This is a genomic window from Acinetobacter piscicola (assembly GCF_002233755.1).
Classification (GTDB): domain Bacteria; phylum Pseudomonadota; class Gammaproteobacteria; order Pseudomonadales; family Moraxellaceae; genus Acinetobacter; species Acinetobacter piscicola.
In genome coordinates this window covers 97706-123146 of the sequence record NZ_NIFO01000005.1, presented here as the reverse complement: position 1 = coordinate 123146, position 25441 = coordinate 97706, and the positions used below count along the sequence as shown (strand labels likewise).

The window sequence follows — 25441 nt, the reverse complement described above, 5'->3', positions numbered from 1 at the left end:
GCTTTAGATGATTTGAAAATGGAGCTTTAGTGCTCCATTTTTTTTAATAAAGATCGGCTCATAAGATAAAATCAAAATAATTATTGATTTTTAATCAATAATTATTTGCTTAAACTTGCATTTTTAACAATAAAAATAATCGCTATAGTTGCGTCATTGATAAATAGAGTTAGATTAAAAATGAGTAACATCCTGATTGTAAACGGCGCTAAAACATTTGCACATTCAAATGGCGAATTAAACGATACTTTGGCTGTGTTGGCCGAGACAGTTTTATCTGATCTTGGACACACCATTCAAGTGACACGTGCCGATAGCGATTATGATGCTCAAGAAGAAGTTCAAAAATATCTTTGGGCAGATGTTGTAATTTATCAAATGCCAGGTTGGTGGATGGGTGCACCGTGGACCGTTAAGAAATATATTGATGATGTGTTTACAGAAGGGCATGGCAGTTTATATGCCAGTGATGGTCGTACACGTTCAGATGCTGAGAAAAAATACGGTTCAGGCGGTTTGATTCATGGCAAAAAATATATGTTGTCTTTGACATGGAATGCGCCAATGCAAGCCTTTGATGATCCTGAACAATTTTTCCATGGTGTGGGGGTGGATGGTGTTTATTTACCATTCCATAAAGCCAATCAGTTTTTAGGCATGCAAACTTTAGATACGTTTATTGCTAACGATGTGATTAAGCAACCGAATGTGCCTTTGTATGAAGATGAATATCGTGACCACTTAAAAAAAGTATTTTCTTAAACAATATTTACACATTCTCTTGTTATTTAAAGATAAAAATTTTAGGTGGAATTTCCTATGTTAACGATTATTGCTGAAATCCGTGTACATGCAGGACAAGAACATAAAACAAAAGTGATCAACGCTTTTGAAAAAATAACACCCACTGTTTTAGCAGAACAGGGTTGTCATGGTTATGAATTACTTGTAGACGTCGATCTTAATGTGAATTTTCAAGCTAAAGATACCAATGTCATTACTATGTTGGAATATTGGGAAAGCATAGAGCACTTAAATGCCCATATGCAAACAGCCCATATGCAGGCTTATCAATTAGAAGTTAAAGATGATGTTGTTGATGTGAAAATACGCATTCTAGAAAAAGGTCTTTTTATTTAAAACTTTGTTATTTAATGGTTATTTATCATATAGCGCAACGTTTTATATAGCCTCATTTGAGGCTATATTTTTATTCAAATTCATAGTATTCATTAAATTTTACTTGTTCTAAGCGAAGTGAGTAGGTTTTTTTAAGTTTACTCTATTTGATGTCAATGGGCTGATTCTCTTCAGCAAATTCATTTCCACCCGAGGTGTTTTTAACTTTTCCTGTGAGAAAGTTAATACTTTGTTCCGTAGTAGCACCTGAAGCACGGTGGAAATCATCATTATCATAACCAATCAGTTTAAATACTTGGTTTTGATATCGAAAAGTATAGCTATGGTTAGTGACATACCAAGAGCCGCAACTTAGCCAATAGTGCAGAGCAATTTTAACTAAACCATTTTTAATTTCCAATGGATCATTCTCACCCAATGGGTCTGCCAAGCAGGGCGATTCAATATCACCCTCACTAGAAAGCGATGTATTTGTTTCAATTAGCTGATAACCTTGACTATTTTTAAAGAGGATCAACAATTTTCGCTGATTAAGATTCAGTTTAGAACTGCCTAAATTATCATTACTGACTATATTTTTCGGGTCAGTATTTTCAATGATTAAGGCTAAATCTGCGAGATGATCATGATTTAAATCACCTTGTACTTTTTTTAAAACTTTCCAGTTTTTGGGAATAAAGGATTGATAATCAGATTTGATATTAGAATTTGCCGAGGTCAAACTTGATCCGGTCGCTAAGATCCAGAAAAAAAGCAAGTGCTTATAAATACTCATGGTTTTTCTCCTATATATTTAACGCTAAAATAATGATTAAACTCATCACTATCAAAAGGGATATTTTCTAAGGTATGGTTTGAAGTCGATTTTAATGTTTTCCAAATGACTTTTGCAGGTGTTTCAATTTCAGCAAAGATATTTGGGGTAGTGGTGAGTTTGGCTTTACCTGTCAGAAAATTAAGACTGATTTCATCTTGCTTGCCACTTATTTTATCCAGTGCATATGCATCAAATCCGACTAAGCGAAATTGCTTATTTTTCAACTTGAAACCATAGGTATATAGGAAACCATAGCTATTTGAGCAAGCGGGTGAGGTGTTGAATTGTAAGTCTAAGCGTTGATTCTTGATCGTCAAAGCAGATTCATCTAAAGCATCTTCGAGACATTGTTCATCTGAGCGATAAGTCCAGTTTGGAATATTTCGAGTCAGTTTGAGTTGTAGTTGCTGATGAGATTGCAGGTGTGATTGGAACAGCACTAAAAGCTTTCGTTGTTGCTGATTTTTATTTTTTGGCTGGATAATGAGCGCCGTGTCTTCTATCCTATCTTGATTAAGATCACCATGGGCTTGAGACAGAATTTCCCAGTTGTTAGGAATAAATTTTTTTAAAGCAGAAGGCGTTTGATTTGCAAAACAAATGGATGAGCAAGTCGTTAAGAGAAAGACAGCATTTATTCTTTTAATCATGATGTATATCAGTTATCAAACAGCTTTTATGATCCTAACATATTAAGAGGATTCCGAAGAATCCTCTATGTAGCATTTTAATATCATTACTATTATTTATTTAAAGAAATAACCTGTTTCAGGTGAGCTTGCATTTGCCATACGTTTACGTGGCATACGACCCGCTAAATAAGCTTCACGTCCAGCCTCAACCGCTTTTTTCATCGCAGATGCCATCAGTACCGGATTTTGAGCAGCGGCAATAGCGGTATTCATCAATACACCATCACAACCCAACTCCATTGCAATAGCTGCATCGCTTGCAGTGCCTACACCTGCATCGACAAGTACAGGAACTTTGGCATTTTCTTTAATAATTGAAATGGTATGTGGATTTAAAATCCCTAAACCTGAGCCGATTAAACTACCCAAAGGCATAATTGCTACACAGCCCATGCTTTCTAGCTCTTGTGCAACAATAGGGTCATCTGAGGTATAAACCATGACCTCAAAACCATCATCAATCAAAGTACGCGCTGCTGCCAATGTTGCTGTTATATTTGGATAAAGGGTTTTCTCATCCCCCAAAACTTCCAATTTAACAAGGTTATGACCATCTAGTAGCTCACGTGCCAACATGCAAGTACGCACAGCGCTATTGGTATCAAAACAACCTGCGGTATTGGGTAATATCGTATATTTCTCAGGTGGAATGATTGAGAGTAAATTCGGTTGATCAGGATTTTGTCCAATATTGACTCGGCGGATAGCGACTGTCACGATTTCAGCACCACTGGCTTGAATCGCAGCATCGGTTTCTTGCATATCCTTATACTTCCCAGTTCCCACCAGTAAGCGTGATTGGAAGGTACGAGAACCAATAATGAGAGGGGAATCTTGCATGAGAGAGCTCCGAATTAGCCGCCACCGACAGCTTGGATAATTTCAATACGATCTTGTTCAGAAATATGGGTGTGTTCCAATTTACTTTTGGAAATGATCATTTCATTCATTTCAACAGCAAATCGTTTACCTTCTAATGAAAGTTCTTGAATAAGTTGCAAAAGATTTTGGCAAGTGGTTTCTTTGGGCTCGCCATTTAAGAAAATTTGCATATAAATTCCATTCAATAAAGCAAATGATAATGTTTTTAAAAATATTTACTTTGCGTATTTGAACGCATTCCACGCTAACATTAACCAACCAGCGATCATCAAAGCACCACCGATTGGAGTAATTGCACCTAATCCACGGGGTAAACCAAGTGCCATGAGATAGAGCGAACCACAGAAGAATACAATACCAACTTGAATGAGCCAAAAGCTGGTTTTAATTGGAAGCTGTGGAATCACTTTGCTCAGTATCGCCAAAGCCAAAAGACCTAATGCATGATAGAAAAAATAGTCTGTTGCTGTTTGCCACCATGCCAACTGGGCTTCAGTTACACGTGCTTTTAATCCATGTGCGCCAAATGCACCTAAGATGACTGCAATAGCTAAATTTAAGGCTGAAATTGCAATCCACATAAGCCAAGCCTCTGCATAAATTTGCGCATAACCTTAACACAATTTCAAAACTTGATTAAAGGTTAAATCTTTACAGAATCAAACTTTGCGCAAAATAAAAGGGCGTTTAGCCCTTTTATTAAATCTATATACAATTACTATTTAAAACTTAGTTTGATGACATCGCCACTTTAATTTTATCCATGGCATTTTTCTCTAACTGACGAATCCGTTCTGCGGATACATTATATTCAGCAGCGAGTTCGTGAAGCGTAGATTTATCATCATCTAACCAACGACGTTGTAAAATATTACGAGAACGGTCATCTAGCTGTTCCATCGCATCATGCAAGGCAGAGGTACTTTGATTTTCATAATCCTCTTCCTCAACCAAGCGGGCTGGATCATAACGATTATCTTCAAGATAAAGCGCAGGCGCAACGTGTGTTGAACCTTCATCGTCATCATCACCTTGAGCTTCAAAAGCAGCATCATAGGCAGTTAAACGACCTTCCATTTCTAAAACTTGTTCGGGAGTCACATTTAAATCATTAGCAATTGATTTTGCTTCTTCGAGCGTCAGTTTTTTGCTTGATTTTTTAAGGCTACGTAAATTAAAGAATAGTTTACGTTGCGCTTTAGTGGTTGCGATTTTAACAATACGCCAGTTTCGAATCACATATTCATGAATTTCGGCTTTAATCCAATGTACAGCAAAGGATACTAAACGTACGCCCATGTTTGGATCAAAACGCTTAACGGCTTTCATTAATCCTAGGTTACCTTCTTGGATTAAATCTCCTTGAGGTAAACCATAACCTGCATAGCTGCGGGCGATATGAACCACAAAACGTAAGTGAGACATCACTAGCATTTTTGCAGCATCTAAATCTTGATCATAATAATAACGATCAGCTAACTCTTTTTCTTGTTCAGCCGTCAAAATTGGAATCTGATTTACAGTGCTAATATAAGCACCAAGATTTACACCAGGCGCAGACAAGGACAGGGGCATCAATTGATTGCTGCTGTCACTCATGTGTTCTCCTTATAGGAATTACGTTCTAATACAGATGTATTCATCTTAATTCGAATATCATACATAAGTAAGGAAATTTGGGTATAGAAATGTAAAATTTTATGCACATTTGCAAAATTTGATTTTAATCGAAAATAATTAAGATTCAATTAAGTAATGAAATTCGTTTGCAGAATGCCGTATCAACTCACAAGACAAATGATTGATTGCACAATAACGGCCAATATCAATTTCACTATGTGGGTCAGATGATTTGAGTAAAAAAACTTGATGTGGCTCAGCCGTTTTCAATGCACGCTTCAACATCAATAAAGGCATTGGACAGGGTTTACCCATACTATTTATTTCTATAGGTGCTCTACCTAAAGCATCAGTCATCTTTACCCTGAAATGTGACATTATTTAAGAGAATCTAGTCTAACAAAAATCACAAAACTACCCAACAGATTTGTCATATTACTGATTAATTTAGCCTTAAAATTAAGAGAAATAAAAAATAAGCCGAAAATAGAGCATATTTATCTAAAAAATTCTATTAATTGTGATTCACCCATGTTAAGCTCGTTGCGTATTTGGGATTTATCAGAAACAATTGTTGTTTTAGACCCTATTACAAATGGATGTAACCGGGATTTTGTTAATAGTTTTACAGAATGATTACAAGCTTTGAAATTACAAAATATTTTAAAACTTTGTTTGCTCTGCTGTTTGCAACACCGGGTGGTCCCTTTTTCTTAATAACTGAGGATTAACTTATGACAGCTCGTGAACAAGGCGTAGTTAAATGGTTCAACGACACTAAAGGCTTCGGCTTTATCCAACGCGCAGGCGGTGATGACGTTTTCGTTCATTTCCGTGCTATTCAAGGTGACGGTCATCGTTCACTTCGTGACGGTCAACGCGTTGAATTCAGTGTTGTTCAAGGTCAAAAAGGTTTTCAAGCTGAAGAAGTTCAGCCTTTAGACTAATCTTAAATTTTTAAAATTTAAGTGGCGCTCCAATTTTTGATAAATTGGGGCGTTTTTTGTTTATAATGGTCGCAATTCAAAATACCTACAGTTAGAGCTCGTATTTATGTCATCAGGTTTCGAAACCCTTAATTTACATCCGCAACTTAAACAAGCGATTGATGCTTTAGGGTTTAAAGAAATGACCCCGATTCAGCAAAAAGTGTTGAAATATACTTTAGCTGGTCATGATGCAATTGGGCGCGCCCAAACTGGCACAGGTAAAACTGCTGCATTTCTTGTCAGTATTATCAATGATTTATTAAATAACCCAATTAAAGAACAAAGATTCCGTGGCGAACCTCGCGCACTTATTCTTGCTCCGACTCGTGAACTTGCGATTCAAATTGAAAATGATGCCAAAGATTTAGTGAAATTTAGCAACTTAAATGTTGTGACCTTGGTTGGTGGTGTAGATTTCGATAAACAGAAGAAACAACTCAATCAAAATTTTGTCGATATTATGGTGGCGACACCAGGTCGTTTAATTGATTTTACTGAACAAAAAGAAATTTGGTTGGATCAAATTGAGTTCTTGGTCATTGATGAAGCCGATCGTTTATTGGATATGGGTTTCATTCCATCAGTAAAACGTATCGTGCGATTCTCTCCACGTAAAGAACAACGTCAAACCTTAATGTTCTCTGCAACATTTAGTTATGATGTTTTAAATCTTGCACAGCAGTGGTTATTTGAACCTGTTACTGTAGAAATTGAACCTGAGAAGAAGACCAATGCTGACGTAGAGCAGCGTGTTTATGTGGTAGAAAAGAAAGATAAATATAAGTTATTACGCCAGATTTTAGCCGATGAGCCGATTGAAAAGGTCATGATTTTCGCCAATCGCCGTGATCAAGTACGTAAACTGTACGATCATTTAAAAGCAGATGGTTATAAGGTTGTCATGCTTTCTGGTGAAATTGCACAAGATAAGCGTTTGAAAATGTTGGATCAATTTAAAAATGGTCAACACAATATCATGATTGCAACAGATGTTGCAGGTCGTGGAATTCATGTGGATGGTGTATCGCATGTTGTGAACTTTACTTTACCTGAGCAATCAGATGATTATGTACATCGTATCGGTCGTACAGGTCGCGCAGGTTCACAAGGTGTAAGTATTAGCTTCTTGTCTGAAGATGATGCTTTCTATTTACCAGAAATTGAAAAAGCCATTGGTCAAAAATTGCCATTAACTCGATTGGATGGTTATTGTTAAATCTTATATGATCAAAATGGTTTAAAAAAATCCCCTTTAAAAAGGGGATTTTGCTTTTCATAAAAAGTCGTGGAATTAATTCGCTTTGCAACTGAATGTAAGTGTCGTTTGGTAGTCGGTATCTTTCTCGATACCGTTACTTTTACCCATCACTGAGCCTAATACACCTGCTGCCGCAGTAATCATTTTCCCAGTTTCTTCATCAACAACACCTTTTAAGGCACCGTTATATTCTGTTTTTTCATTGTTTACAACAGGTGTTGCTTTTTTGCCACAGGTTTTATTGGCAGCTACAATCGCGTTATTTTTAGCAATAATTTGAGTTTTACCCAAACCTGTCACTTCATATTGATTATCTGCTTTTTGAATTGCTAAAGTTTGTGTTGGATTTGAGGCGCAAGCCGTTAAAAACAATGCTGTTGTAGATAAGGCTAGAATTGCTGTTAATTTTTTCATATTCATTCCCAAATTCAATATTAAAAAAGTGATTTAAAAATCGTGAAACTGGTAAACATTGGAACATATACATTCTGCTAAATATTGAAAATCCTGTATAAAATTTGCGTTTTTATATTGTTTCACTGTGAAAAAACAGCTGACTGGGATAAGTCAGCCTAGACTGAGATAGCGCAATGATTTTAGATTATGCTAATCTTGGAGCTGAATTCACTTGAATGGGTAATAGAAAGGTCAATGTCAGATTCGAACTTTAAAGCAGTGCATGACAATATCCATCAACGTCAATCGATTGGACAATTAATTGAACCTGCACCTACACATGAGCAACTCAATATTGCATTTGAGGCGGCTTTAGCTGCACCTGATCATCATCGGCTTAAACCAACACAATTTTTTGTGATTGAAGGTGAGCAACGAGTCGCTTTTGGTGAGCTTTTGACAAATGCTGTTGCAGATTTGGGTGAATTAGATGCTGCACAAATTGATCGTGTTAAAAACCATCCTTTCCGAGCACCTTTATTGGTGCTTGCAGTCACTAAATTCCAAGATCATCCGAAAGTTCCGTTTTTTGAACAAACTTTAAGTTCTGGTGCTGCAATTGAAAATTTTTTACTGTCACTACAGGCTCAAGGTTTTTCAACCATGTGGCGTAGTGGGGCTGTGGTGGAATCTAAATTATTAAAATCAGCATTTGGACTGGCTGAACGAGATCTAATTTCTGGGATTATTTATGTCGGTACGGCAGCTAAAGAAATAGCACCACGTTCTGAAATTGATATAAAGCAGTATGTTGAGTTTTGGCGTGTATAAATAAGCACGCTCTATACGTCGAAAGTAATATTTTAAAAAGCTATTTTTAAAAAATTGAATCCTTGGGATAACAATAATGTCAGATTTACAATTTAAAGATTTAGTTGAACCTATCGCAGTTGATCAAAAAACAGCGTTAAGAGTGACTGTCCTAGGTGGTGGTAGTTTCGGGACAGCAATGGCAAATACAGCTGTACGTAATGGCTGCGACACCATGATTTGGATTCGTGATGAAGCGATTGCTGCTGAAATCAATACAACGCATGTCAATAAACGTTATTTACCTGATTTTCAACTAGAAACAGGCTTGCGTGCTGAATCTAATTTAGAAAAAGCAGTTTGTGACCGTGATATTATTTTTGTAGCGATCCCGAGTCATTCATTTAGAGATGTTTTACGCCAAATTAAACCGTTTATTACCGCTCAAGCTGTGATTTCTTTGACCAAAGGAATCGAGGCGAAAACGTTTAGCTTTATGAGTGATATTATTCATGAAGAATTACCAGAAGTACCTTATGGTGTACTTTCTGGGCCAAATCTAGCCAAAGAAATTGTGGCAGGGCAACCCGCAGGAACAGTGATTGCAAGTGAATCTGAATTAGTTCGTTATGCAGTTCAGCAGGCTTTACATAGTGCGTTATTCCGTGTTTTTGCAAGTGATGACGTACATGGTGTTGAGTTGGGTGGGGCATTGAAAAATATTTATGCTGTTGCAATGGGGATGGCAGCAGCTTATAAAGTCGGTGAAAATACTAAAAGTATGATTTTAACGCGTGCTTTGGCTGAAATGAGTCGTTTTGCGGTTAAGCTTGGAGCAAATCCGTTGACTTTCTTGGGGTTGTCTGGAGTGGGCGATTTGTTTGCCACTTGTAGCAGCCCGCTGAGTCGTAATTATCAAGTGGGTTTTGCTTTGGGTTCTGGGAAAACATTGGAACAAGCAACGACTGAACTTGGACAGACCGCAGAAGGGATCAATACCATTGTGCAGGTGAATGCTCGTGCAAAAGAACTTGATGTGTATATGCCAATCACAACTGCATTGTATGAGGTGATTTTTGAGGGTGCTCCACCTTTAAATATCGCAGTATCTTTAATGAAGAATGGGCATCGTAGCGATGTTGAATTTGTACTACCGCACAATGAAGTGTGAATTGTATAAAAAGTAGATAGTATTCTGAATGATAACGGTGGATTTGTCATAAAGCATCGTTATAATCAGTGCAATATAAAATAGGGAAATCTTATGCAACTGACCTTAGTGCGTCATGGTGAAGCAGCGCCACCAATCAATGGTGTGGACAGTAAACGCCCTTTGACGGAACGAGGACATTTACAAGCACAGCAAACAGCTGAATTTGTGAAGAATAATGTTCAGCCTGATGTGTTTGTCGTAAGTACGTTGTTGAGAGCACAAGAAACTTTGGCACATGCACAAAAATATTTTCCAAATGTTCCTGTACTGATCTGTGACAAAATAAAACCTGAAGATGATGCGAAACTTGCGATTGAGTGGTTGTCACAATTACCATTTGAAAGTATTGTGGTGGTGTGTCATATGAATGTTGTTGCGCATATTGCAGAGCAATTAACACACGAACATTTTCATCCTTTTGCTTTGGCAGAAGCACGATTATATGAACAAAGCGTGATTGCTCATGGGCTTTCAACGCAAACCAAAGCCTTTATTCCAACTGTATAAAAGCATAAACAAAATAAATGAACGGCAGAATACGATAGATGTTGTACTTATGGATGCCTGAAGCCAATGGGGTTTGGCAGTGGTCTAGAGGGGATGATTGGACTAAATCTTCGAGTCTGGAACAATTAATTCAAGATATTAAGCTTTACCAAGGCGAGGAAGCGGTTGTTTTTTTTCCAAGTCGTGAAGTGCAAATTCTTCAGCAGAAATTTAATAAAACTCAATATAAACAGTTGGGTGTAGATGGTATTAAATATTTACTTGAAGAATATGTAATTTTACCGATTGACCAAATGAAGGTTTTTTCACACTTTCAACAGCCTGATCAAGTTTCAGTGCTTGGAATTAACCAATATGCTGTTACGACGATGCAGCATGCACTGTCGTTGATTCCAGTCAAAATTGTTTCGTTATTGCCCGATTTTTTAATTTTGCCTATACCAGAAGTTGGGCAAAGTGTTGTAGCTAATATCAATGGTCAGTTATTGGTTCGCGAAAATGAATTTTTAGGTAATTCAATTGATGATTTAGGTTTGTATCTTGATTTTGCTGATCAAAATAAGACCTATAAATACAGTGAATTAACCAATGAGCAAGCGATTAGTCTATTTGCTGTAGCAACAACTGATCGCCGTGAAGCATTTGATTATCAGTTTGTTGAAATAAAAAAACCAAAACTACACCCTTATAATGTGCTTCCTAAAGCTAAGTCGGAAAGTGTGGGTGTTTCACGTTACTGGCAAGCTTGTGCGATCGTATTGGTTGCTTTGATTGTGACGCAACTGAGTTATGATGCATTACGTTGGTTTAAGTTAAAAAAGGTAGCCGATCAAACAGCATTGATTGCAGTTGATCAATATAAAAAATGGTTTCCAAATGAACAACGAATCACAGAAGAATCTGTTGAGCGTCAGTTTAAAAATAAATTAGCATTGAGTCAGGCTGCAAACACTGAAGTTTTACAATTGCTGAGTCGTGTTGGTCCAATTTTGATGCAGCATCAAATCATTGCAAATCGTGTGAATTATGATAATGCGATCTTAAATATGGATTTGCTTGCAAAATCTTCGGATGGCCTACAAGTTTTAGTCAAGCAACTGAATGAACAGGGCTTTAAAGCAGAGTTGGGTAATATACAAACCCAAGGTTCAGGTGTTGTCGGTTTGGTGAAAATACAATAATGAAAACAATGGAAAATGTACAAAATCGCTTAGATGCATGGTCTGAGAAAATTTCTGATCATTTAGATAAAATGTCAGTGCGTGAAAAAGTAATGGTGATTTTCACGACGGTTTTTGTCATCATTGCTGCTGTCGGCTCTGCTTTATGGTTTATGCATAAAGCTGCAGAGAAACAACAAGTTCGATTAAATGATATGAAAGAACTCGTGGTGTGGATGCAGAGTAATGTCGTCACCATGAAGCCTACAGATGATTTGACGCTGACCACATCGGACAAAATACAAAGAGTCGCACAGCAACAGGGGCTTTCTGTTGCATCGCAACAGCTTGGTGAGCAGTTACAAATCGTAGCTCAACATCAGAATTATGCGGTTTTAGCCAATTTTTTAACACAACTTACGCAAATGGGCGTCAGTGTTGAAAAACTAGAATTACTCAAAGAAGGTGCTCAGATTAAATTAACGGCGACAGTACAATAAGCAGTGAAAATAAACCTGCTTCAAGCATAGCCTTTTCAAGCTACTGTGCCTATAATGTGGCAACTTAAAAAGCAGTAGACTTTTGTAGATATGTTGTATTCACTTGCTCGCCCTTTGTTATTTTCTTTAGCACCAGAGCGTGCACATGAACTCACATTATCCATGCTTAAATCTGCCCATAAAATGGGCGTGATACGCCATCCTGTGATTGCAAAACCTGTCACCTGTATGGGGATCGAGTTTCCAAATCCTGTTGGTTTGGCAGCAGGTTTGGATAAAAATGGTGCGTATATCGATGCCTTAGCTGCATTGGGCTTTGGTTTTATTGAAATCGGCACCATTACACCAAAGCCACAAGAGGGTAATCCTAAGCCTAGACTTTTCCGTATTCCTCAAGCAAAAGCCATTATTAACCGTATGGGTTTTAATAATGATGGTGTAGATCAACTGGTTGAGAATGTTAAAGCATCTAAATTTAAAGGTATTCTTGGCATCAATATCGGAAAAAATGCGTCAACAGACGTTGATGATGCGGTTTCTGATTATTTAATCTGCTTAGAAAAAGTATATAATTACGCTTCTTATATTACTGTCAATATCTCTTCACCAAATACGAAAAACTTACGCTCACTGCAAAGTGGTCATGCGCTAACAGAATTGCTCGAAACATTAAAGAAACGCCAACTCGAACTTGCCGAAGAACATCAGCATTATGTGCCTTTGGTGTTAAAGGTTGCGCCTGATCTTGAGCAGTCAGACATTCAATTTATTGCATCGCAATTAATACAGTTTAAAATAGATGGTCTTATTGTCACCAATACAACCTTGTCTCGTGAAGGTGTTGAAGGTTTAGCCTTTGGTGAAGAAGCAGGCGGTTTATCTGGTGCGCCAGTCTTTGAAAAAAGTACAGCATGTTTGGCTGAGTTCTCAAAACAATTGAAAGGTGAAGTGCCATTGATTGGTGTTGGTGGGATTTTAGCGGGTGAACATGCTGTTGCAAAACAACAAGCGGGTGCAACTTTAGTTCAGATTTATAGTGGTATGATCTATACAGGTCCTACTTTAATTCAAGATTGTGTAAATGCTATGACATAAAACATGAACACCTTAGACATTATCTTACTGATTATATTGCTCATTGGAGGGCTAAACGGTTTGCGACAAGGATTCGTTAAAGCCTTTGCGAACTTGATAGGATGGATATTTGCACTAATTGTTGGTGCAAAATATGCAAATATCATCGCGCCTTCCATGTCTGCACTCAGTCAAGATCCTGTGGTGCAAAAAATTGCAGCATTTGCATTTATTGTCTTGGTGATTATTGTTCTAACATGGGTTGTAACCGCATTACTTAACTCAATTTTAAAAACGTTGAAACTTGCCCCAGTCAACCGTTTAGCAGGAAGTGCGTTAGGCACCTTGAAAGGTTTGTTTATCGTCCTCATAACGATGCAAGGAATTGGTCCTTGGGTTGAAAGCTCTCCAACGTGGAAACAATCTAAAGTTATTCAAAGTTTATTGCCATTTGCGCCTTTAGCATCTGAAATTTCAAAAGATGCAGCCAATGAAGCATTACATCATATACATTCAGAAGATCGCCCAAATGACGCTTCTGTGAGTGATGCTGACTCATCATCAAATTTGAAAAAAGATGAAGAAGCAGCTCATTCAACCAAAAATCCGTTTTATTAGTCCTAGCTGGTCTGCGAGGTAGTTATGTGTGGAGTTGTTGGTATAGCCGGTAAAGCACCTGTGAACCAAATGTTATTTGATGCTTTAACGATGTTACAGCATCGTGGGCAGGATGCAGCTGGGATCGTAACTTGCCATAATGGGCGGTTATTTTTAAGAAAAGATAATGGTATGGTGCGTGATGTATTTCATACTCGTCATATGCGTGCTTTATTGGGTAATTATGGTATTGGCCATGTGCGTTATCCTACCGCAGGCTCTTCAAGTAGTGCTGAGGCACAACCGTTTTATGTAAACTCTCCTTATGGGATTACATTGGCACATAACGGTAATTTGACCAATGCTGTTGATATTCATGATGATCTATTCAAAACTGACTTACGTCATATGAATACCGATTCAGACTCAGAAGTATTGTTGAATGTTTTTGCACATGAGCTGCAAAAATCAGCGTCATTAAAACCGACACCAGAAGATATTTTCCATACTGTAAAACGTGTACATGAACGCTGTAAAGGTGCTTATGGTGTGGTTGCTATGATTACGGGGCATGGTTTAGTTGGCTTCCGCGACCCTAATGGTATCCGTCCACTGATTTATGGTTCACGTTTAACTGAAAATGGTGAGAAAGAATACGTTATCGCTTCTGAATCGGTGGCAATCACTGCCTTAGGTTTTAAAGTTGAGCGTGATATTGCACCAGGTGAAGCAATTTTCATTGATGCAGATGGTAATTTCTTTGCACAGCAATGTGCTGAGAACCCACGTTATCGTCCATGTATTTTTGAATATGTTTATTTTGCACGTCCAGATGCAACGATTGATGGGATATCTGTGTACAAAGCACGTTTGAAAATGGGCGAAACTTTGGCACATAAAATCCTTCGTGAATGGGGCGAACAGCATGATATTGATGTTGTTATTCCAATTCCAGATACTAGTCGTACTTCAGCGCTAGAGTTGGCAAATATTCTCGGCGTAAAATTCCGTGAAGGCTTTATGAAGAACCGTTATATCGGTCGTACCTTCATTATGCCAGGTCAACAACAACGTAAAAAATCAGTGCGTCAGAAGTTAAACCCTGTAGAGTTAGAATTTAAAGGTAAGAATGTTTTACTGGTCGATGATTCTATTGTACGTGGTACAACGTGTAATGAAATCATTCAGATGGCACGAGATGCAGGTGCAAAGAAAGTATATTTTGCATCCGCAGCGCCTATGGTGAAATATCCAAACGTTTATGGTATCGATATGCCAGCGAAAGCTGAGCTGATTGCATCACATCGTAATGTTGAAGAAATTCAAGAGATTATTGGTGCAGACCGTTTAATTTTCCAAGATTTGGATGATTTAATCGCTGCTGTACGCACCAAGAAAATACCTGAAGTACAAGATTTTGATTGTTCTGTGTTTGACGGTATTTATGTGACGGGTGATATTGATGAGCAATATTTAACAGATCTTGAACAAAGTCGTAGCGATACTGCGAAAAAAGAAAAAGATGGTTATATTGATGTCAACATCGATGCGGCATCTGTTGATTTAAGTGGTATCAAAGAAGAAATGTAAGCGCTTGATTCAGTGTTGAACTTAAAGTGTGTCTGATGCATGCTTTAAGTCGTCTGAATAAAAAAGTACATTGAAAAAAGTAGGTATTTCCTACTTTTTTCATTTATGATTGTTTAGCAATGTAATGAGGAAATTTACATTGAAAGATGTCAATCATTATTTGATTAAAAATAAAAACATGTTATGGACTGCTAGCATCTGTTTGCTTGCGGTCATTTTGGCGATTTTTATACTCAATACGGTTCTTGGTTTATTGGTTCATTATGTTAAGCCTGAGCAATCTATTTTCTGGCATACACTTAGCCCTTATTGGGTGGGTATGTTATTGGTTGTTATTGGCTGGTCAATTGCCTATGAATTTTATGTGTTCCGTTCGGGCGGACACTCTTTGGCAAAACAATTAAGAGCTCGTCGTTTAAGCCAAATAGAAAGTACACCAGAAGAAAGTGTGGCATTAAAATTAGCAAATAAACTGGCTAAAACTTTTGAAATTGAACCGCCAACACTTTATGTATTACCAGATGAGGTGGGTGTGAATGCGCTCACAGCAGGTTTTCATCCTCGTGATACGGTCATTATTTTGACTTGGGGTGCATTACAAAATTTAGATGAATTAGAACTCTACGGACTATTGGGGCATGAGTTTAATCAAATTTTGTCAGGTGAGGCGAAAGAAAATACACGGTTGAAAATTTTATATAGCGGCTTAACCACATTTAGTCAGTTGGGAAGTAAGATTGCAAAACAAGGTTACAATCGTTATTCCAATCGTACACAACACAAATTTGAAACCAGTTTTGTCGCTGTTGGCGGGGTCATTTGGTTAATCGGAAGCATGGGAATTTTGGTCAATCGTTTGACTAAATATTTTATCCTTGGTGGGCGTACTTTTTATAATGATTATAAAACTAAGAAATTATTGTTAAATAATGCCAATGTGCAAACTTTATTACGTATTTATGTGCATCATGCGGGTTCACAGATTCACAGTGAATATTCGGAAGCGATCGCGCATATGTGTTTCGCCAATTCATTAAGCCCACAAAGTTGGTTGAATATTCATCCGAGTATTGAAGATCGAATCTATGAGCTTAATCCAACTTTATTACAAGATTTACAGCTAGAAAATTTAAAGAAGTTACGTAATCAGCCATTATTTAGTTTATTGCGACCTTTGGAAGAATCTAGTGGTGAGGCTTATAATCCATGGGTTTCTCCACAACCTTTGCCACTCTTGAGATTGTCTCCGATTAGCTTTGCATTAAATGATGCGATCAAACCGTTAAACTCCGAAGTACGTCGACAAGTTGAACGCCCAGATCTAATCCAAAGAGCGATGCAAACCGCGGCGGGTTCCAGAGAAGTGATGGTGGCGATTCTAATGATTCGTCAATTTCGTGAATATATTCCATCCAATGCAGAAGTGAGTCGTGCAATTGTCGATTCACTGTTAAATATAGATGGTCGATTCCACATTCAGATTTTTCATGATGCATGTGAAAATCTAGGTAATATGCCTGCAACCAGTGCTAGACAATTTGTTACGAAGCTTGCCAAGATTATTCAAGAAGATGGTGAAATTGGATTGCTTGATGCATTGTTGATTGAACGGGTGAAATCAGAGCTACAATTGCTTCCGATGCATACACCTTCATCATTAGAAACAGTGAAACCACAAATTGTACGTTTAATTGATGCATTGTTACATGTTCAGCAAATCAACAGTGCCAATCAGCTTGAAGTACGTTATCAAATTTTAGAGCGTGTATTATCTAAGGCTGAACTTGAGCTGTTTGAAGAAATTTCTGACGAACCAATAGATTTAGGTGAAATTTTGAATGACATTGCAGGACTTTTATTGCGTGATCGTTTAAGTATTTTAGGTGTGGCTGAAATTTGTCTGTGGAATGACCGTATTATCACCCAAGATGAATTGGATGTTTTAGAATTATTGTACTGGCGGTTGGGTTTTGCGACTGCGGAAATCGTTGATCAAATGCATAAGAAAAATAGTGTCATGATTATGTGATTTATTTACTTGATGAATAAATTTACAGTATTTGACTATTTTCTTGTGAGAAGCTCAACAAAAGCATGAAAAGAGCGTTAAAATAGTCATTGGAATAAATAGTATTGAATCCGTAATGAGTGTGAATTTGCAAGAACATCAGCGCAGTTTAATGGCTGCAATGGGAATCGATCAGTGGATTCCACGGTCTGATGTGCAAACACGTCTATACCAAAATAATCTATATCGCGATATTGCTTCGTTGGAGCAAACGAGTGTTATTCAATTTGATTTAGCTCAGAATTTATCTCAAGAAAATCAAACTATTCAACAACGTGCAGAAACACATGTAACGAATGTTGAAAAGGCAAATATAAGCCCGCAGGCAGAAGTTTCTTTATTAAAGAATAATATTCAAGTCGCACAACAAAATGAGACTTCCACTACTGCACAAATTTCTAAGAAAATTGATTTTCAAACAGAGCCTTCGGTTCAATTAGATTCATTTGAAATACAAGCATTTTGTATTGTAAGTTGTGTGATTTTAGTGAATTGCACTCAACTCACAGCGGATCAACTTAAACTTTGGTTAAATATTCAGCATGCCATTGTTGGGCAATATTATGAATTGAAGTGGCCATTTCCAATTTTACAGCTGCAAGATGGAAAAGGCGCAAATATTTATATTCAAGGTTTTATTGATGCTTTGAAAAATGAACGCCAAGTGATTAGCCTTGGACAACTTCCGCATGTACAAGTCGCAGATATTATTCAATTGGCAAGTTTGCAAGAGATGATTGATCAGCCCGTTTTAAAACGTCGCTTATGGCAATTTATGCAGAATAGAGTGAATTAGGGATTTAAGACGCTATTAAAAAGTTAGTGTTTTAAAAGCAATAGAGAAGGGATATGAGCAAAAAAGTTATTGTATTTAGTCAATTTGATCAAGAAATTCAAGCACGTTTAGAATCCCGTTATCAAGTGGTGGTGTTGAATCCGAAAGCTGGTGATATTAATGAACAAATTCGCCAAGAAGTCGTCGATGCAGATGCAATGATTGGCGCTGGACGTTTATTAAATGAATCAAATCTTGAGCCTGCACAAAAACTTAAAATAATTTCTTCTGTCAGTGTTGGTTATGACAATTACGACCTGAAATATTTAAATCAGAAAAAAATTTGGTTATCTAATACACCTCATGTGTTAACAGAATCGACAGCGGATTTAGCATTTACATTGTTAATGAGTGCTGCAAGAACAGTACCTTATTTAGATCAATGGACGAAGCAAGGTGAGTGGAAGCGTACTGTTGGAAGTGCTCAGTTTGGTCAGGATGTTTTTGGTAAAACATTAGGCATTATTGGTTTAGGAAATATTGGTGTAGCGATCGCTCGACGTGGTTTTCATGGTTTTAATATGAATATTATTTACCATAATCGCCGTGAAAAATTAGAAACAGCGCAACCACTAAATGCGCAATATAAAAGCTTAGAAGAATTGTTGCAACAGTCTGATTTTGTTGTTGTTGCTGTAGATTTAAATCATGATTCTCAAGCTTTGATGGGTGCAAAAGAATTTGCGCTCATGCAAAAACATGCAGTATTTATTAATATTGCACGTGGTTCAGTGGTCGATGAGCAGGCTTTGATTGAAGCTTTGCAACAAAAGCAAATTTTCGCAGCAGGCTTAGATGTTTATCAGCGAGAGCCATTACAAGAATCTCCATTATTTCAATTGGATAATGTCGTGACTTTACCGCATATTGGTTCAGCAACTACTGAAACGAGAAAGAAAATGGCTGAATTGGCTTATCAAAATTTAGTAGATGCTTTGGAAGACCGTACACCAAGATATTTAGTTAATTCGGATTTTTAATTCAGGATGAATTTTGGTTAAAACAAGATAACACTTCATTGCAAATTTGTTCTAAATTCAATGTTATATTTGATATGTTAGCCATGATTGAGCATTCCTTTGAAGAAGACTTTACTGAGCCTATGCCTTTGTCTAAGCAGTTCGTTAGGCTTAGCTGATGACTTTTCCTTTAGTTTGAGCACTTCACAACAAACAGAAGTGCCTGAAATTGGAAGTGGTGTCGGTATAATTAATAAGCAATTAGAGTTGATTGTAGGAGAAAAAGTTTTACGTAAAATTAGATTTAAATATCCATTAATTAATGATGTATGGCTTGAAGATCAATTTTTTATAATATTCAATCGCCTTGTTAGCCAAACGCAATTAGGTGAACCCATTGGGTTGGTGATAATAAGAGATCCTGATATTAATGCCTTTGCGCAAGTTGGCGGAGTTTTTGCGTTAAATGCTGGATTGGTAATTTCTGCTAAAAATATGGATCAAGTTGCGAGTGTAATGGGGCATGAAATAGCACATGTTACTCAAAGACACTTTTCTCGTGGTAATGAAGCAATAAATGGTCAAAGCTTATTATCTTTGCTTGGTCTTGTTGCAGGTGCAGTATTGGCCTCAAAGGCTAATGTGGAGGCAGGAACAGCATTAATGTATGGTGCTCAGGCCTTGGCTATTGACAATGAATTGCATTATAGCCGAAGTCAGGAGAGAGAGGCAGATCGAATTGGCATGCAATATCTGTATTCAGCTGGATATAATCCTGAAGGAATGCCAGAATTTTTTGAAAATCTTCAACAGCGTTATCGACCTATCGGATTTTTCCCTGATTTTTGGTCTACACATCCGTTAACCGCTGAACGTATGAGTGAAACTAAGTTGCGAGCTAGTCAATATCCTCGAATCCCCTATAGTAATAGTCAGCAAGATTTTGAAATTATTAAATGGTATTTAGCGGTGGTTTCATCTCAAGCGACGGAAGAACAATTATACTCGCTAGCTAGTCAAAAGAATATGGAGGGTTTATTAGCCTTAGCTAAATATCAGAGCATAAGAGGAGATTATCAAAATGCCCAAATCCAGCTAAATTTAGCCAAAAAGATCAATTCGGAACATGCTTTGGTCACTTTGATTCAAACTGATATTTATTTAGGTCAAAATAAAATAAATGATGCATATCAAGTGATTGTATCCAAACAAAGAATTACCCCCGAAAATCGTGCGCTCAGCTATAAATTGGCTGAAGTGTATATTCGGCAAAATAAGTCTAAAGAAGCAGAGCAATTGGTGAATCGCTTTATTAACAACAATAATCGAGATATCAGTGGGTGGCAGTTGTTGCAGCAAGCCGCCAATTTAGATAAAGCTAATCCAATGCGAACGGTAAATGTATTACGTAATCGATCAGAGGTTCAATATTGGAGTGGAGATGAGGAGAATGCTATTAAGACTTTATTGCATGCTCAGCGTTTGGCGAAAGAGAATAATGCAATGAGTGCTAAAATAGAGGCGCGTTTAAAGGTAATGCAAGATGAGCAAAAATTTAAAATATAAATGAAAGTCTTGAATACCGACCAATTAAACAAATTTAACTGTTTATTTTTAAATTAAAAAGTTAGAATTTATCTCGAATATTTGTTGAATGTAATTGATTGAAAATGAAAAAAATCTTTGTGACAATATTGTTGGTTTTATCTTCGAGTCAAATTATGGCAAGCGTATCAGAACGTTATGTACGTGATGTCGAAAAAATTTCAAACCAATACAATGCGGATATGAAGTTTTTTTTACGTAGTTTAGATCCTCAACTAAATCAATTTAGCCCACAACAGCAGTCACAATTTTGTGGGATGATTCAAAAATATGTAGATGATATGTATAAAACGACAGATGCAAATCGTGCAGATTTGCCACCTTCGCTCATGTCAGTAACCAAACAAAATATTATTGACAAAGTGATGGTTTCACCTGAGATGCAAATTTTAAAAAAATATAATATTCAGTGTGACTTACATTAAACAAAACGGGTAGTCAGCATTTTTTTATTCATCAGGCAAAATCTATAAATGCGTAAGGATATGGATTTAACACAGTTTTAAATTGAAAATGATCAGATCGTTTTGAATATTGTCCAAGAATCTGACGCAGTAGATATTTATATAGGAATAAAAGAAAGTTTAAATGATTTGCGTAGATTTCCTGCCAGTTTGCCGTGGGCTTTGGAAGCGCCAAATCTAGAAGCTTCACAGGCTTTTTGTTGTTCTCGATTGATAGTATTACTCAATAAAGAAAATTTTGTATTTGTTATTCGCTCAAAAAGAAGTCATGCATTTTTAGGTATTGTGGATATTCATTGTATTTATTGGGATGAAAATAAAGCTTCAATAGGCCTTTGGGGGAATGCTCGTTATCAAAGGCAAGGTTATATGCGACAGGCGCTTTTGTTATTTGTGAATACATTATTCACAAGAGGATCTTTTCGTGAATTAAAAGCGTATGTAGATGTTGCAAATAGCAGCACGTATATTGTGTGAACGAGTAAATTTTGAATTATTAGAAATAGAATATCAATCTGTAACAAATCCAGTGAATGGAGTTTTACGAGACATTTGTAGATATCAATTTGAAAAGAAAAAAGTAGAAGATATTTAATGATTTTGGGCTATTTAATATTCAATCAAACCATTTCATTGCAAAATAGTTTTTAATAAGAAATTAAATAGACCAAACCAAACAAAAAAACAGACTTTACAATAGTGGGATTAGCCAAGTTTTGCTTTGATTTTTGCAGAAACTTGTGCAGGATCGGCACGTCCGGCTATGATCGGACGTAGAGAATTCATCACCTTACCCATATCTTTCATGCTAGTAGCTTCTTGCGCAGTAATCGTTTGCGCAATGATTGAATCAAGTTCTTCCTCAGTCATAGCTGCTGGTAGAAATTGAGATAAAATCTCAACCTCGGCTTGTTCCTTACTAGCTAAGTCTTGTCGATTAGCACCTTCAAAGGCTTTAATCGATTCTTTACGTTGTTTGATTTGCTTTTCAATGACCGCAAGAACCCGACTATCGTCAAGCTCAATGCGCTCATCGACTTCGATTTGCTTGATTGCTGCCTGTAGACTACGAATGACCGTTAACTTACTCATTTCTTTCGCACGCATTGTTGCTTTTAAAACTTCAGTTATTTGGTCTTTTAAAGTAGTCATTTATATGGTCCAGTTAGTCAATCAATCACAAATTAATCTTAGTAAAGGCGAGTTGTACGTACTGATTCGCGTGCCAATTTCTTTTGGTAGCGTTTAACAGCAGCAGCTTTTTTACGTTTACGTTCTTGAGTTGGTTTCTCATAGAATTCGCGTTTACGAACGTCTGCTAAAACACCAGCTTTTTCGCATGAACGTTTGAAACGACGGATAGCTACGTCAACTGGTTCGCCTTCTTTCAATTTAACTTGTGGCATGAAGAATCCTCATTAAGTTATGGATAAGATCTCGGGTCGAATTACCCAAGATCACAAGTGAAGTGCAGTATTTTACTCATTTACATCTCATACCACAAGTCTATAATGGTATTAGCAATATTTTGAAATGTGTAAAAGGCAGTTTAATGATCGTTCTTGGCTTAGAAACTTCATGTGATGAAACAGGATTAGCGCTCTATGATAGTGAAGTCGGCTTAAGAGGACAGGTGCTTTATAGTCAAATAAAACTACATGCCGAGTATGGTGGTGTTGTACCTGAATTGGCTTCACGTGATCATGTTCGTAAACTGATTCCATTGATTAATCAATTGCTTGAACAAAGTGATGTGAAAAAATCTGAAATTGATGCGATTGCTTATACACGAGGCCCAGGTCTAATGGGAGCACTCATGACGGGTGCTTTATTTGGTCGTACTTTGGCTTTTGCACTCGATAAACCTGCGATTGGCGTGCATCATATGGAAGGCCATATGCTTGCGCCACTTTTATCAGAAAATCCACCTGAATTTCCGTTTGTTGCTTTGTTAGTATCAGGTGGTCATACACAATTGATGGCGGCACATAGCATTGGCGAGTATGAAATTCTCGGTGAATCGATTGATGATGCGGCGGGTGAAGCTTTTGATAAAGTCGCTAAAATGCTGAAACTACCGTACCCAGGTGGGCCAAATATTTCAAAATTGGCAGATCAAGGTGATAAAGAGGCTTTTGAATTTCCTCGTCCCATGTTGCATCAAGGCTTAGACTTTTCATTTAGCGGATTAAAAACAGCAGTTTCTGTACAGTTAAAAAAACTAGGTGAAGAACAACGTGATGCAGATATTGCGGCATCTTTCCAAGAAGCCTTGGTTGATACCTTGGTTAAAAAATCTATCAAAGCCTTAAAACAAACAGGTTTAAGACGTTTGGTCATCGCAGGTGGTGTCAGTGCCAATAAACGTTTACGTGAACGTTTGGAAGCGGATTTAGTAAAAATTAAAGGTACTGTTTATTATGCAGAACCTGCTTTGTGTACTGATAATGGTGCAATGATCGCATTTGCAGGTTATCAACGTTTAAAAGCAGGGCAAAATGATGGTTTATCTGTAACGACTACACCACGTTGGCCAATGACAGAATTGACCAAGCCTGAATAATTTTGAACTTTTGATTGGTTTCTTGCATAAGGGCGAGTTGTGCTGAACATATATTTATATTGGAAGTTCTCTTTCATTTTAAAGGATAAGCGTTATTACGCGTAAGAAGGTGAGGATTTATATGATAAATCTCCCTCATCCTAACCTTCTCCCAGAGGGAGAAGGAATTTTCGATCATTTTTGACTTTTCAAGATATCTATTAAAAAATTTTATTAAAAGAGGCGAAAGCCTCTTTTTTTTATAGAAGTATTCACAAATGTATAAGTGTGGTTGTTGTGAGATTTATATATGATAAAAAAGATTAAAATTAAATTAGAGTAAACAATGAAAAATTCAGAATTCGATCAAATGGGTCAGCAAGAAATTGAAAATTATCCAGCCGACAATTTATATAAAAAGTTCTCTCAAGGCGTTCAACTACCTTACGATATTTTAAATATTCACAATATTCCAGATGGTGCGAAACAAGGTCATTTTATTGAAATTCATTGTGGTGGTTTTGGTTCAGAAATAGCAGCACACCCAACTGAAAAACATCAATTTTATGCATTGACAGATCGTGGGCCAAATACAACTTATGATGTGAATGGTGATCATGGAAAAATATTTTTAGATCCAAGCTATACCCCTAAGATTGGTTTATTTGAGTTACAGACAGATGGCAGTATTCACAAAATAAAAGAAATTCTACTTAAAGATCCGACGGGTAAAACCATTACGGGCTTACCTAATCAACATTTTGGGGCAACCAAAGAAATTGCTTATGATCAGAATGGCCAAATTTTGGAAAATGGAACGGATGAATTTGGCTTAGACTCAGAAGGTCTGGTTGCATTAAAAGATGGTACTTTTTGGGTCAGCGATGAATACGGCCCACATATTGTGCATTTTAATGCTGAAGGTATCGAAATAGATCGAATTAATGCTTATGCACAAGATAGTCGTCGCAAATCTGGTTATTTATTGCCTTTAGAATATGCCAATCGACGTCAAAACAGGGGGATGGAAGGTTTAACCGTCACGCCAGATCAGAAGTATTTGTTAGGCATTATGCAATCTACGATGAGTAATCCTGATAAATCTGTAGTGAATTCAGATTTGACTAGAATTGTGATGATTAATCTTGAAACTCAAGCAGTTTCGCAATATCTTTATCGCCAAGAAGCCAACACAACAGTGCACTCCAATACCGCGATAGTGGCGCTCAATAACAACAGCTTTTTAGTCTCAGAACGTGATGATGATTTCTATAAAGATAATACACAAGCTTTCAAACGTGTTTATAAAATTGATTTAAAGCAAGCGACTGAACTTGAATCTGTGCAAGAAACTGAACAATTAAAACAAGATGAGTATTTAGGGTTGTTAATAGAAGGGCAAACCTTAGAACAATATGTCTTAGAAAAAGGATGGGAAGGGCTTGCGCAATATCATATTTATCCTGTCGCTAAAACATTGGTTGTAGATTTGGTTGAGCGATTAAAGTATCCGCATGATAAAGTTGAAGGTTTATGGGTCATTGATAATCAACATTTAGCGGTTTTAAATGATGATGATTATGCATTTTCCGAAACGGATGGTGTGTTAGAACAGAAGTATTTAGATAAAGAAAAAAATAGAATTGATGCAAATATGCTTTATATTATTGATCGTTTAGATTTAAGACCTATCGAATAGTTTTTCTGCTGAATTAAAAAACCG

29 protein-coding genes and 1 pseudogene are annotated in these 25441 nt (G+C 37.0%); 20 read left to right on the top strand and 10 right to left on the bottom strand.

Going from position 1 to position 25441, the window contains the following annotated elements:
* Window positions 1–180 precede the first annotated feature (180 nt).
* Both CDA10_RS10380 and CDA10_RS10375 read left to right on the top strand, forming a co-directional pair.
* Window positions 181–762, top strand: a complete 582-nt coding sequence (locus CDA10_RS10380; RefSeq protein ID WP_089605532.1) for an NAD(P)H-dependent oxidoreductase — start codon at window positions 181–183, stop codon at window positions 760–762.
* A 57-nt stretch (window positions 763–819) separates the two neighbouring features.
* Window positions 820–1140 (top strand): putative quinol monooxygenase, encoded by a 321-nt coding sequence (locus CDA10_RS10375; RefSeq protein ID WP_089605531.1) that lies wholly within the window; start codon window positions 820–822, stop codon window positions 1138–1140.
* A 70-nt stretch (window positions 1141–1210) separates the two neighbouring features.
* Here CDA10_RS10375 and CDA10_RS10370 read toward each other — a convergent pair.
* The 7 genes and pseudogenes from CDA10_RS10370 to CDA10_RS10340 all read right to left on the bottom strand — a co-directional run bounded on the left by CDA10_RS10370 (window position 1211) and on the right by CDA10_RS10340 (window position 5508).
* Window positions 1211–1915, bottom strand: a pseudogene (locus CDA10_RS10370) (hypothetical protein).
* Entirely contained in the window at window positions 1912–2607 is a 696-nt protein-coding gene (locus tag CDA10_RS10365) for a hypothetical protein (protein WP_089605530.1), read from the bottom strand. The pseudogene CDA10_RS10370 and the gene CDA10_RS10365 overlap by 4 nt, the downstream one beginning before the upstream one ends.
* A gap of 96 nt (window positions 2608–2703) precedes the next feature.
* A complete protein-coding gene (locus tag CDA10_RS10360; RefSeq protein ID WP_089605529.1) occupies window positions 2704–3489 on the bottom strand; it encodes a thiazole synthase in 786 nt (261 codons plus the stop codon).
* A 14-nt stretch (window positions 3490–3503) separates the two neighbouring features.
* Window positions 3504–3701, bottom strand: coding sequence for a sulfur carrier protein ThiS (thiS, locus tag CDA10_RS10355; protein ID WP_089605528.1), 198 nt, complete (start codon window positions 3699–3701; stop codon window positions 3504–3506).
* A gap of 45 nt (window positions 3702–3746) precedes the next feature.
* Window positions 3747–4112, bottom strand: coding sequence for a DUF423 domain-containing protein (locus tag CDA10_RS10350; RefSeq protein ID WP_089605527.1), 366 nt, complete (start codon window positions 4110–4112; stop codon window positions 3747–3749).
* A gap of 148 nt (window positions 4113–4260) precedes the next feature.
* Entirely contained in the window at window positions 4261–5130 is an 870-nt protein-coding gene (gene rpoH, locus CDA10_RS10345; RefSeq protein ID WP_010110901.1) for an RNA polymerase sigma factor RpoH, read from the bottom strand.
* A gap of 138 nt (window positions 5131–5268) precedes the next feature.
* Window positions 5269–5508, bottom strand: a complete 240-nt coding sequence (locus CDA10_RS10340; RefSeq protein WP_171333982.1) for a sulfurtransferase TusA family protein — start codon at window positions 5506–5508, stop codon at window positions 5269–5271.
* A gap of 377 nt (window positions 5509–5885) precedes the next feature.
* On the opposite strand from CDA10_RS10340, the gene CDA10_RS10335 reads away from it, so the two are divergent.
* Together CDA10_RS10335 and rhlB are read left to right on the top strand one after the other, a co-directional pair.
* Window positions 5886–6098, top strand: coding sequence for a cold-shock protein (locus tag CDA10_RS10335; protein ID WP_004822370.1), 213 nt, complete (start codon window positions 5886–5888; stop codon window positions 6096–6098).
* 106 nt (window positions 6099–6204) lie between these two features.
* Complete coding sequence (gene rhlB / locus CDA10_RS10330) at window positions 6205–7356, top strand: ATP-dependent RNA helicase RhlB (protein ID WP_089605525.1); 1152 nt, start codon at window positions 6205–6207, stop codon at window positions 7354–7356.
* 75 nt (window positions 7357–7431) lie between these two features.
* Here the strand turns inward: rhlB and CDA10_RS10325 are convergent, their stop codons facing one another.
* Window positions 7432–7812: a putative periplasmic lipoprotein gene (locus tag CDA10_RS10325; RefSeq protein ID WP_089605524.1), complete on the bottom strand. Its 381-nt coding sequence runs from the start codon at window positions 7810–7812 to the stop codon at window positions 7432–7434.
* Between the two features lie 237 nt (window positions 7813–8049).
* Between CDA10_RS10325 and CDA10_RS10320 the strand changes: the two genes are divergently transcribed.
* The 14 genes from CDA10_RS10320 (at window position 8050) to CDA10_RS10255 (ending at window position 21653) form a co-directional block, all read left to right on the top strand.
* A complete protein-coding gene (locus CDA10_RS10320; protein ID WP_089605523.1) occupies window positions 8050–8625 on the top strand; it encodes a nitroreductase family protein in 576 nt (191 codons plus the stop codon).
* A gap of 76 nt (window positions 8626–8701) precedes the next feature.
* Entirely contained in the window at window positions 8702–9775 is a 1074-nt protein-coding gene (locus CDA10_RS10315; RefSeq protein ID WP_089605522.1) for an NAD(P)H-dependent glycerol-3-phosphate dehydrogenase, read from the top strand.
* Between the two features lie 93 nt (window positions 9776–9868).
* Complete coding sequence (locus CDA10_RS10310) at window positions 9869–10324, top strand: SixA phosphatase family protein (RefSeq protein ID WP_089605521.1); 456 nt, start codon at window positions 9869–9871, stop codon at window positions 10322–10324.
* 38 nt (window positions 10325–10362) lie between these two features.
* On the top strand, window positions 10363–11505 hold the full coding sequence (gene gspL / locus CDA10_RS10305) for a type II secretion system protein GspL (protein WP_089605520.1): 1143 nt from the start codon (window positions 10363–10365) through the stop codon (window positions 11503–11505).
* The gene (locus tag CDA10_RS10300) at window positions 11505–11984 is read left to right on the top strand and encodes a type II secretion system protein GspM (RefSeq protein WP_089605519.1); all 480 of its coding nucleotides are present in this window, start codon (window positions 11505–11507) and stop codon (window positions 11982–11984) included. Before gspL ends, CDA10_RS10300 begins: the two co-directional genes overlap by 1 nt.
* A gap of 90 nt (window positions 11985–12074) precedes the next feature.
* Window positions 12075–13079 (top strand): quinone-dependent dihydroorotate dehydrogenase, encoded by a 1005-nt coding sequence (locus CDA10_RS10295; protein ID WP_089605518.1) that lies wholly within the window; start codon window positions 12075–12077, stop codon window positions 13077–13079.
* 3 nt (window positions 13080–13082) lie between these two features.
* Window positions 13083–13676 carry a CvpA family protein gene (locus CDA10_RS10290; protein ID WP_089605517.1) on the top strand — a complete coding sequence of 198 codons (594 nt, stop codon included), beginning with the start codon at window positions 13083–13085 and terminating at the stop codon, window positions 13674–13676.
* A 24-nt stretch (window positions 13677–13700) separates the two neighbouring features.
* Window positions 13701–15245: an amidophosphoribosyltransferase gene (gene purF / locus CDA10_RS10285; protein ID WP_089605516.1), complete on the top strand. Its 1545-nt coding sequence runs from the start codon at window positions 13701–13703 to the stop codon at window positions 15243–15245.
* A 139-nt stretch (window positions 15246–15384) separates the two neighbouring features.
* Window positions 15385–17274 carry a M48 family metalloprotease gene (locus CDA10_RS10280; protein WP_089605515.1) on the top strand — a complete coding sequence of 630 codons (1890 nt, stop codon included), beginning with the start codon at window positions 15385–15387 and terminating at the stop codon, window positions 17272–17274.
* 115 nt (window positions 17275–17389) lie between these two features.
* Entirely contained in the window at window positions 17390–18109 is a 720-nt protein-coding gene (locus tag CDA10_RS10275) for a hypothetical protein (RefSeq protein ID WP_089605514.1), read from the top strand.
* A gap of 53 nt (window positions 18110–18162) precedes the next feature.
* Window positions 18163–19128 carry a 2-hydroxyacid dehydrogenase gene (locus tag CDA10_RS10270; RefSeq protein ID WP_089605513.1) on the top strand — a complete coding sequence of 322 codons (966 nt, stop codon included), beginning with the start codon at window positions 18163–18165 and terminating at the stop codon, window positions 19126–19128.
* Between the two features lie 99 nt (window positions 19129–19227).
* Window positions 19228–20673, top strand: coding sequence for a M48 family metallopeptidase (locus CDA10_RS10265; protein ID WP_089605512.1), 1446 nt, complete (start codon window positions 19228–19230; stop codon window positions 20671–20673).
* A gap of 104 nt (window positions 20674–20777) precedes the next feature.
* On the top strand, window positions 20778–21137 hold the full coding sequence (locus CDA10_RS10260; RefSeq protein ID WP_089605511.1) for a hypothetical protein: 360 nt from the start codon (window positions 20778–20780) through the stop codon (window positions 21135–21137).
* A gap of 102 nt (window positions 21138–21239) precedes the next feature.
* On the top strand, window positions 21240–21653 hold the full coding sequence (locus CDA10_RS10255) for a GNAT family N-acetyltransferase (protein WP_228704619.1): 414 nt from the start codon (window positions 21240–21242) through the stop codon (window positions 21651–21653).
* A gap of 228 nt (window positions 21654–21881) precedes the next feature.
* On the opposite strand, the gene CDA10_RS10250 is transcribed toward CDA10_RS10255, so the two are convergent.
* Both CDA10_RS10250 and rpsU read right to left on the bottom strand, forming a co-directional pair.
* Entirely contained in the window at window positions 21882–22328 is a 447-nt protein-coding gene (locus CDA10_RS10250; protein WP_089605510.1) for a GatB/YqeY domain-containing protein, read from the bottom strand.
* 38 nt (window positions 22329–22366) lie between these two features.
* Window positions 22367–22582 (bottom strand): 30S ribosomal protein S21, encoded by a 216-nt coding sequence (gene rpsU, locus CDA10_RS10245; protein ID WP_001136722.1) that lies wholly within the window; start codon window positions 22580–22582, stop codon window positions 22367–22369.
* A gap of 146 nt (window positions 22583–22728) precedes the next feature.
* On the opposite strand from rpsU, the gene tsaD reads away from it, so the two are divergent.
* Both tsaD and CDA10_RS10235 read left to right on the top strand, forming a co-directional pair.
* Window positions 22729–23739 carry a tRNA (adenosine(37)-N6)-threonylcarbamoyltransferase complex transferase subunit TsaD gene (gene tsaD / locus CDA10_RS10240; protein WP_089605509.1) on the top strand — a complete coding sequence of 337 codons (1011 nt, stop codon included), beginning with the start codon at window positions 22729–22731 and terminating at the stop codon, window positions 23737–23739.
* A 325-nt stretch (window positions 23740–24064) separates the two neighbouring features.
* Entirely contained in the window at window positions 24065–25417 is a 1353-nt protein-coding gene (locus CDA10_RS10235) for an esterase-like activity of phytase family protein (RefSeq protein WP_167374963.1), read from the top strand.
* The last annotated feature ends 24 nt before the right edge of the window (window positions 25418–25441 follow it).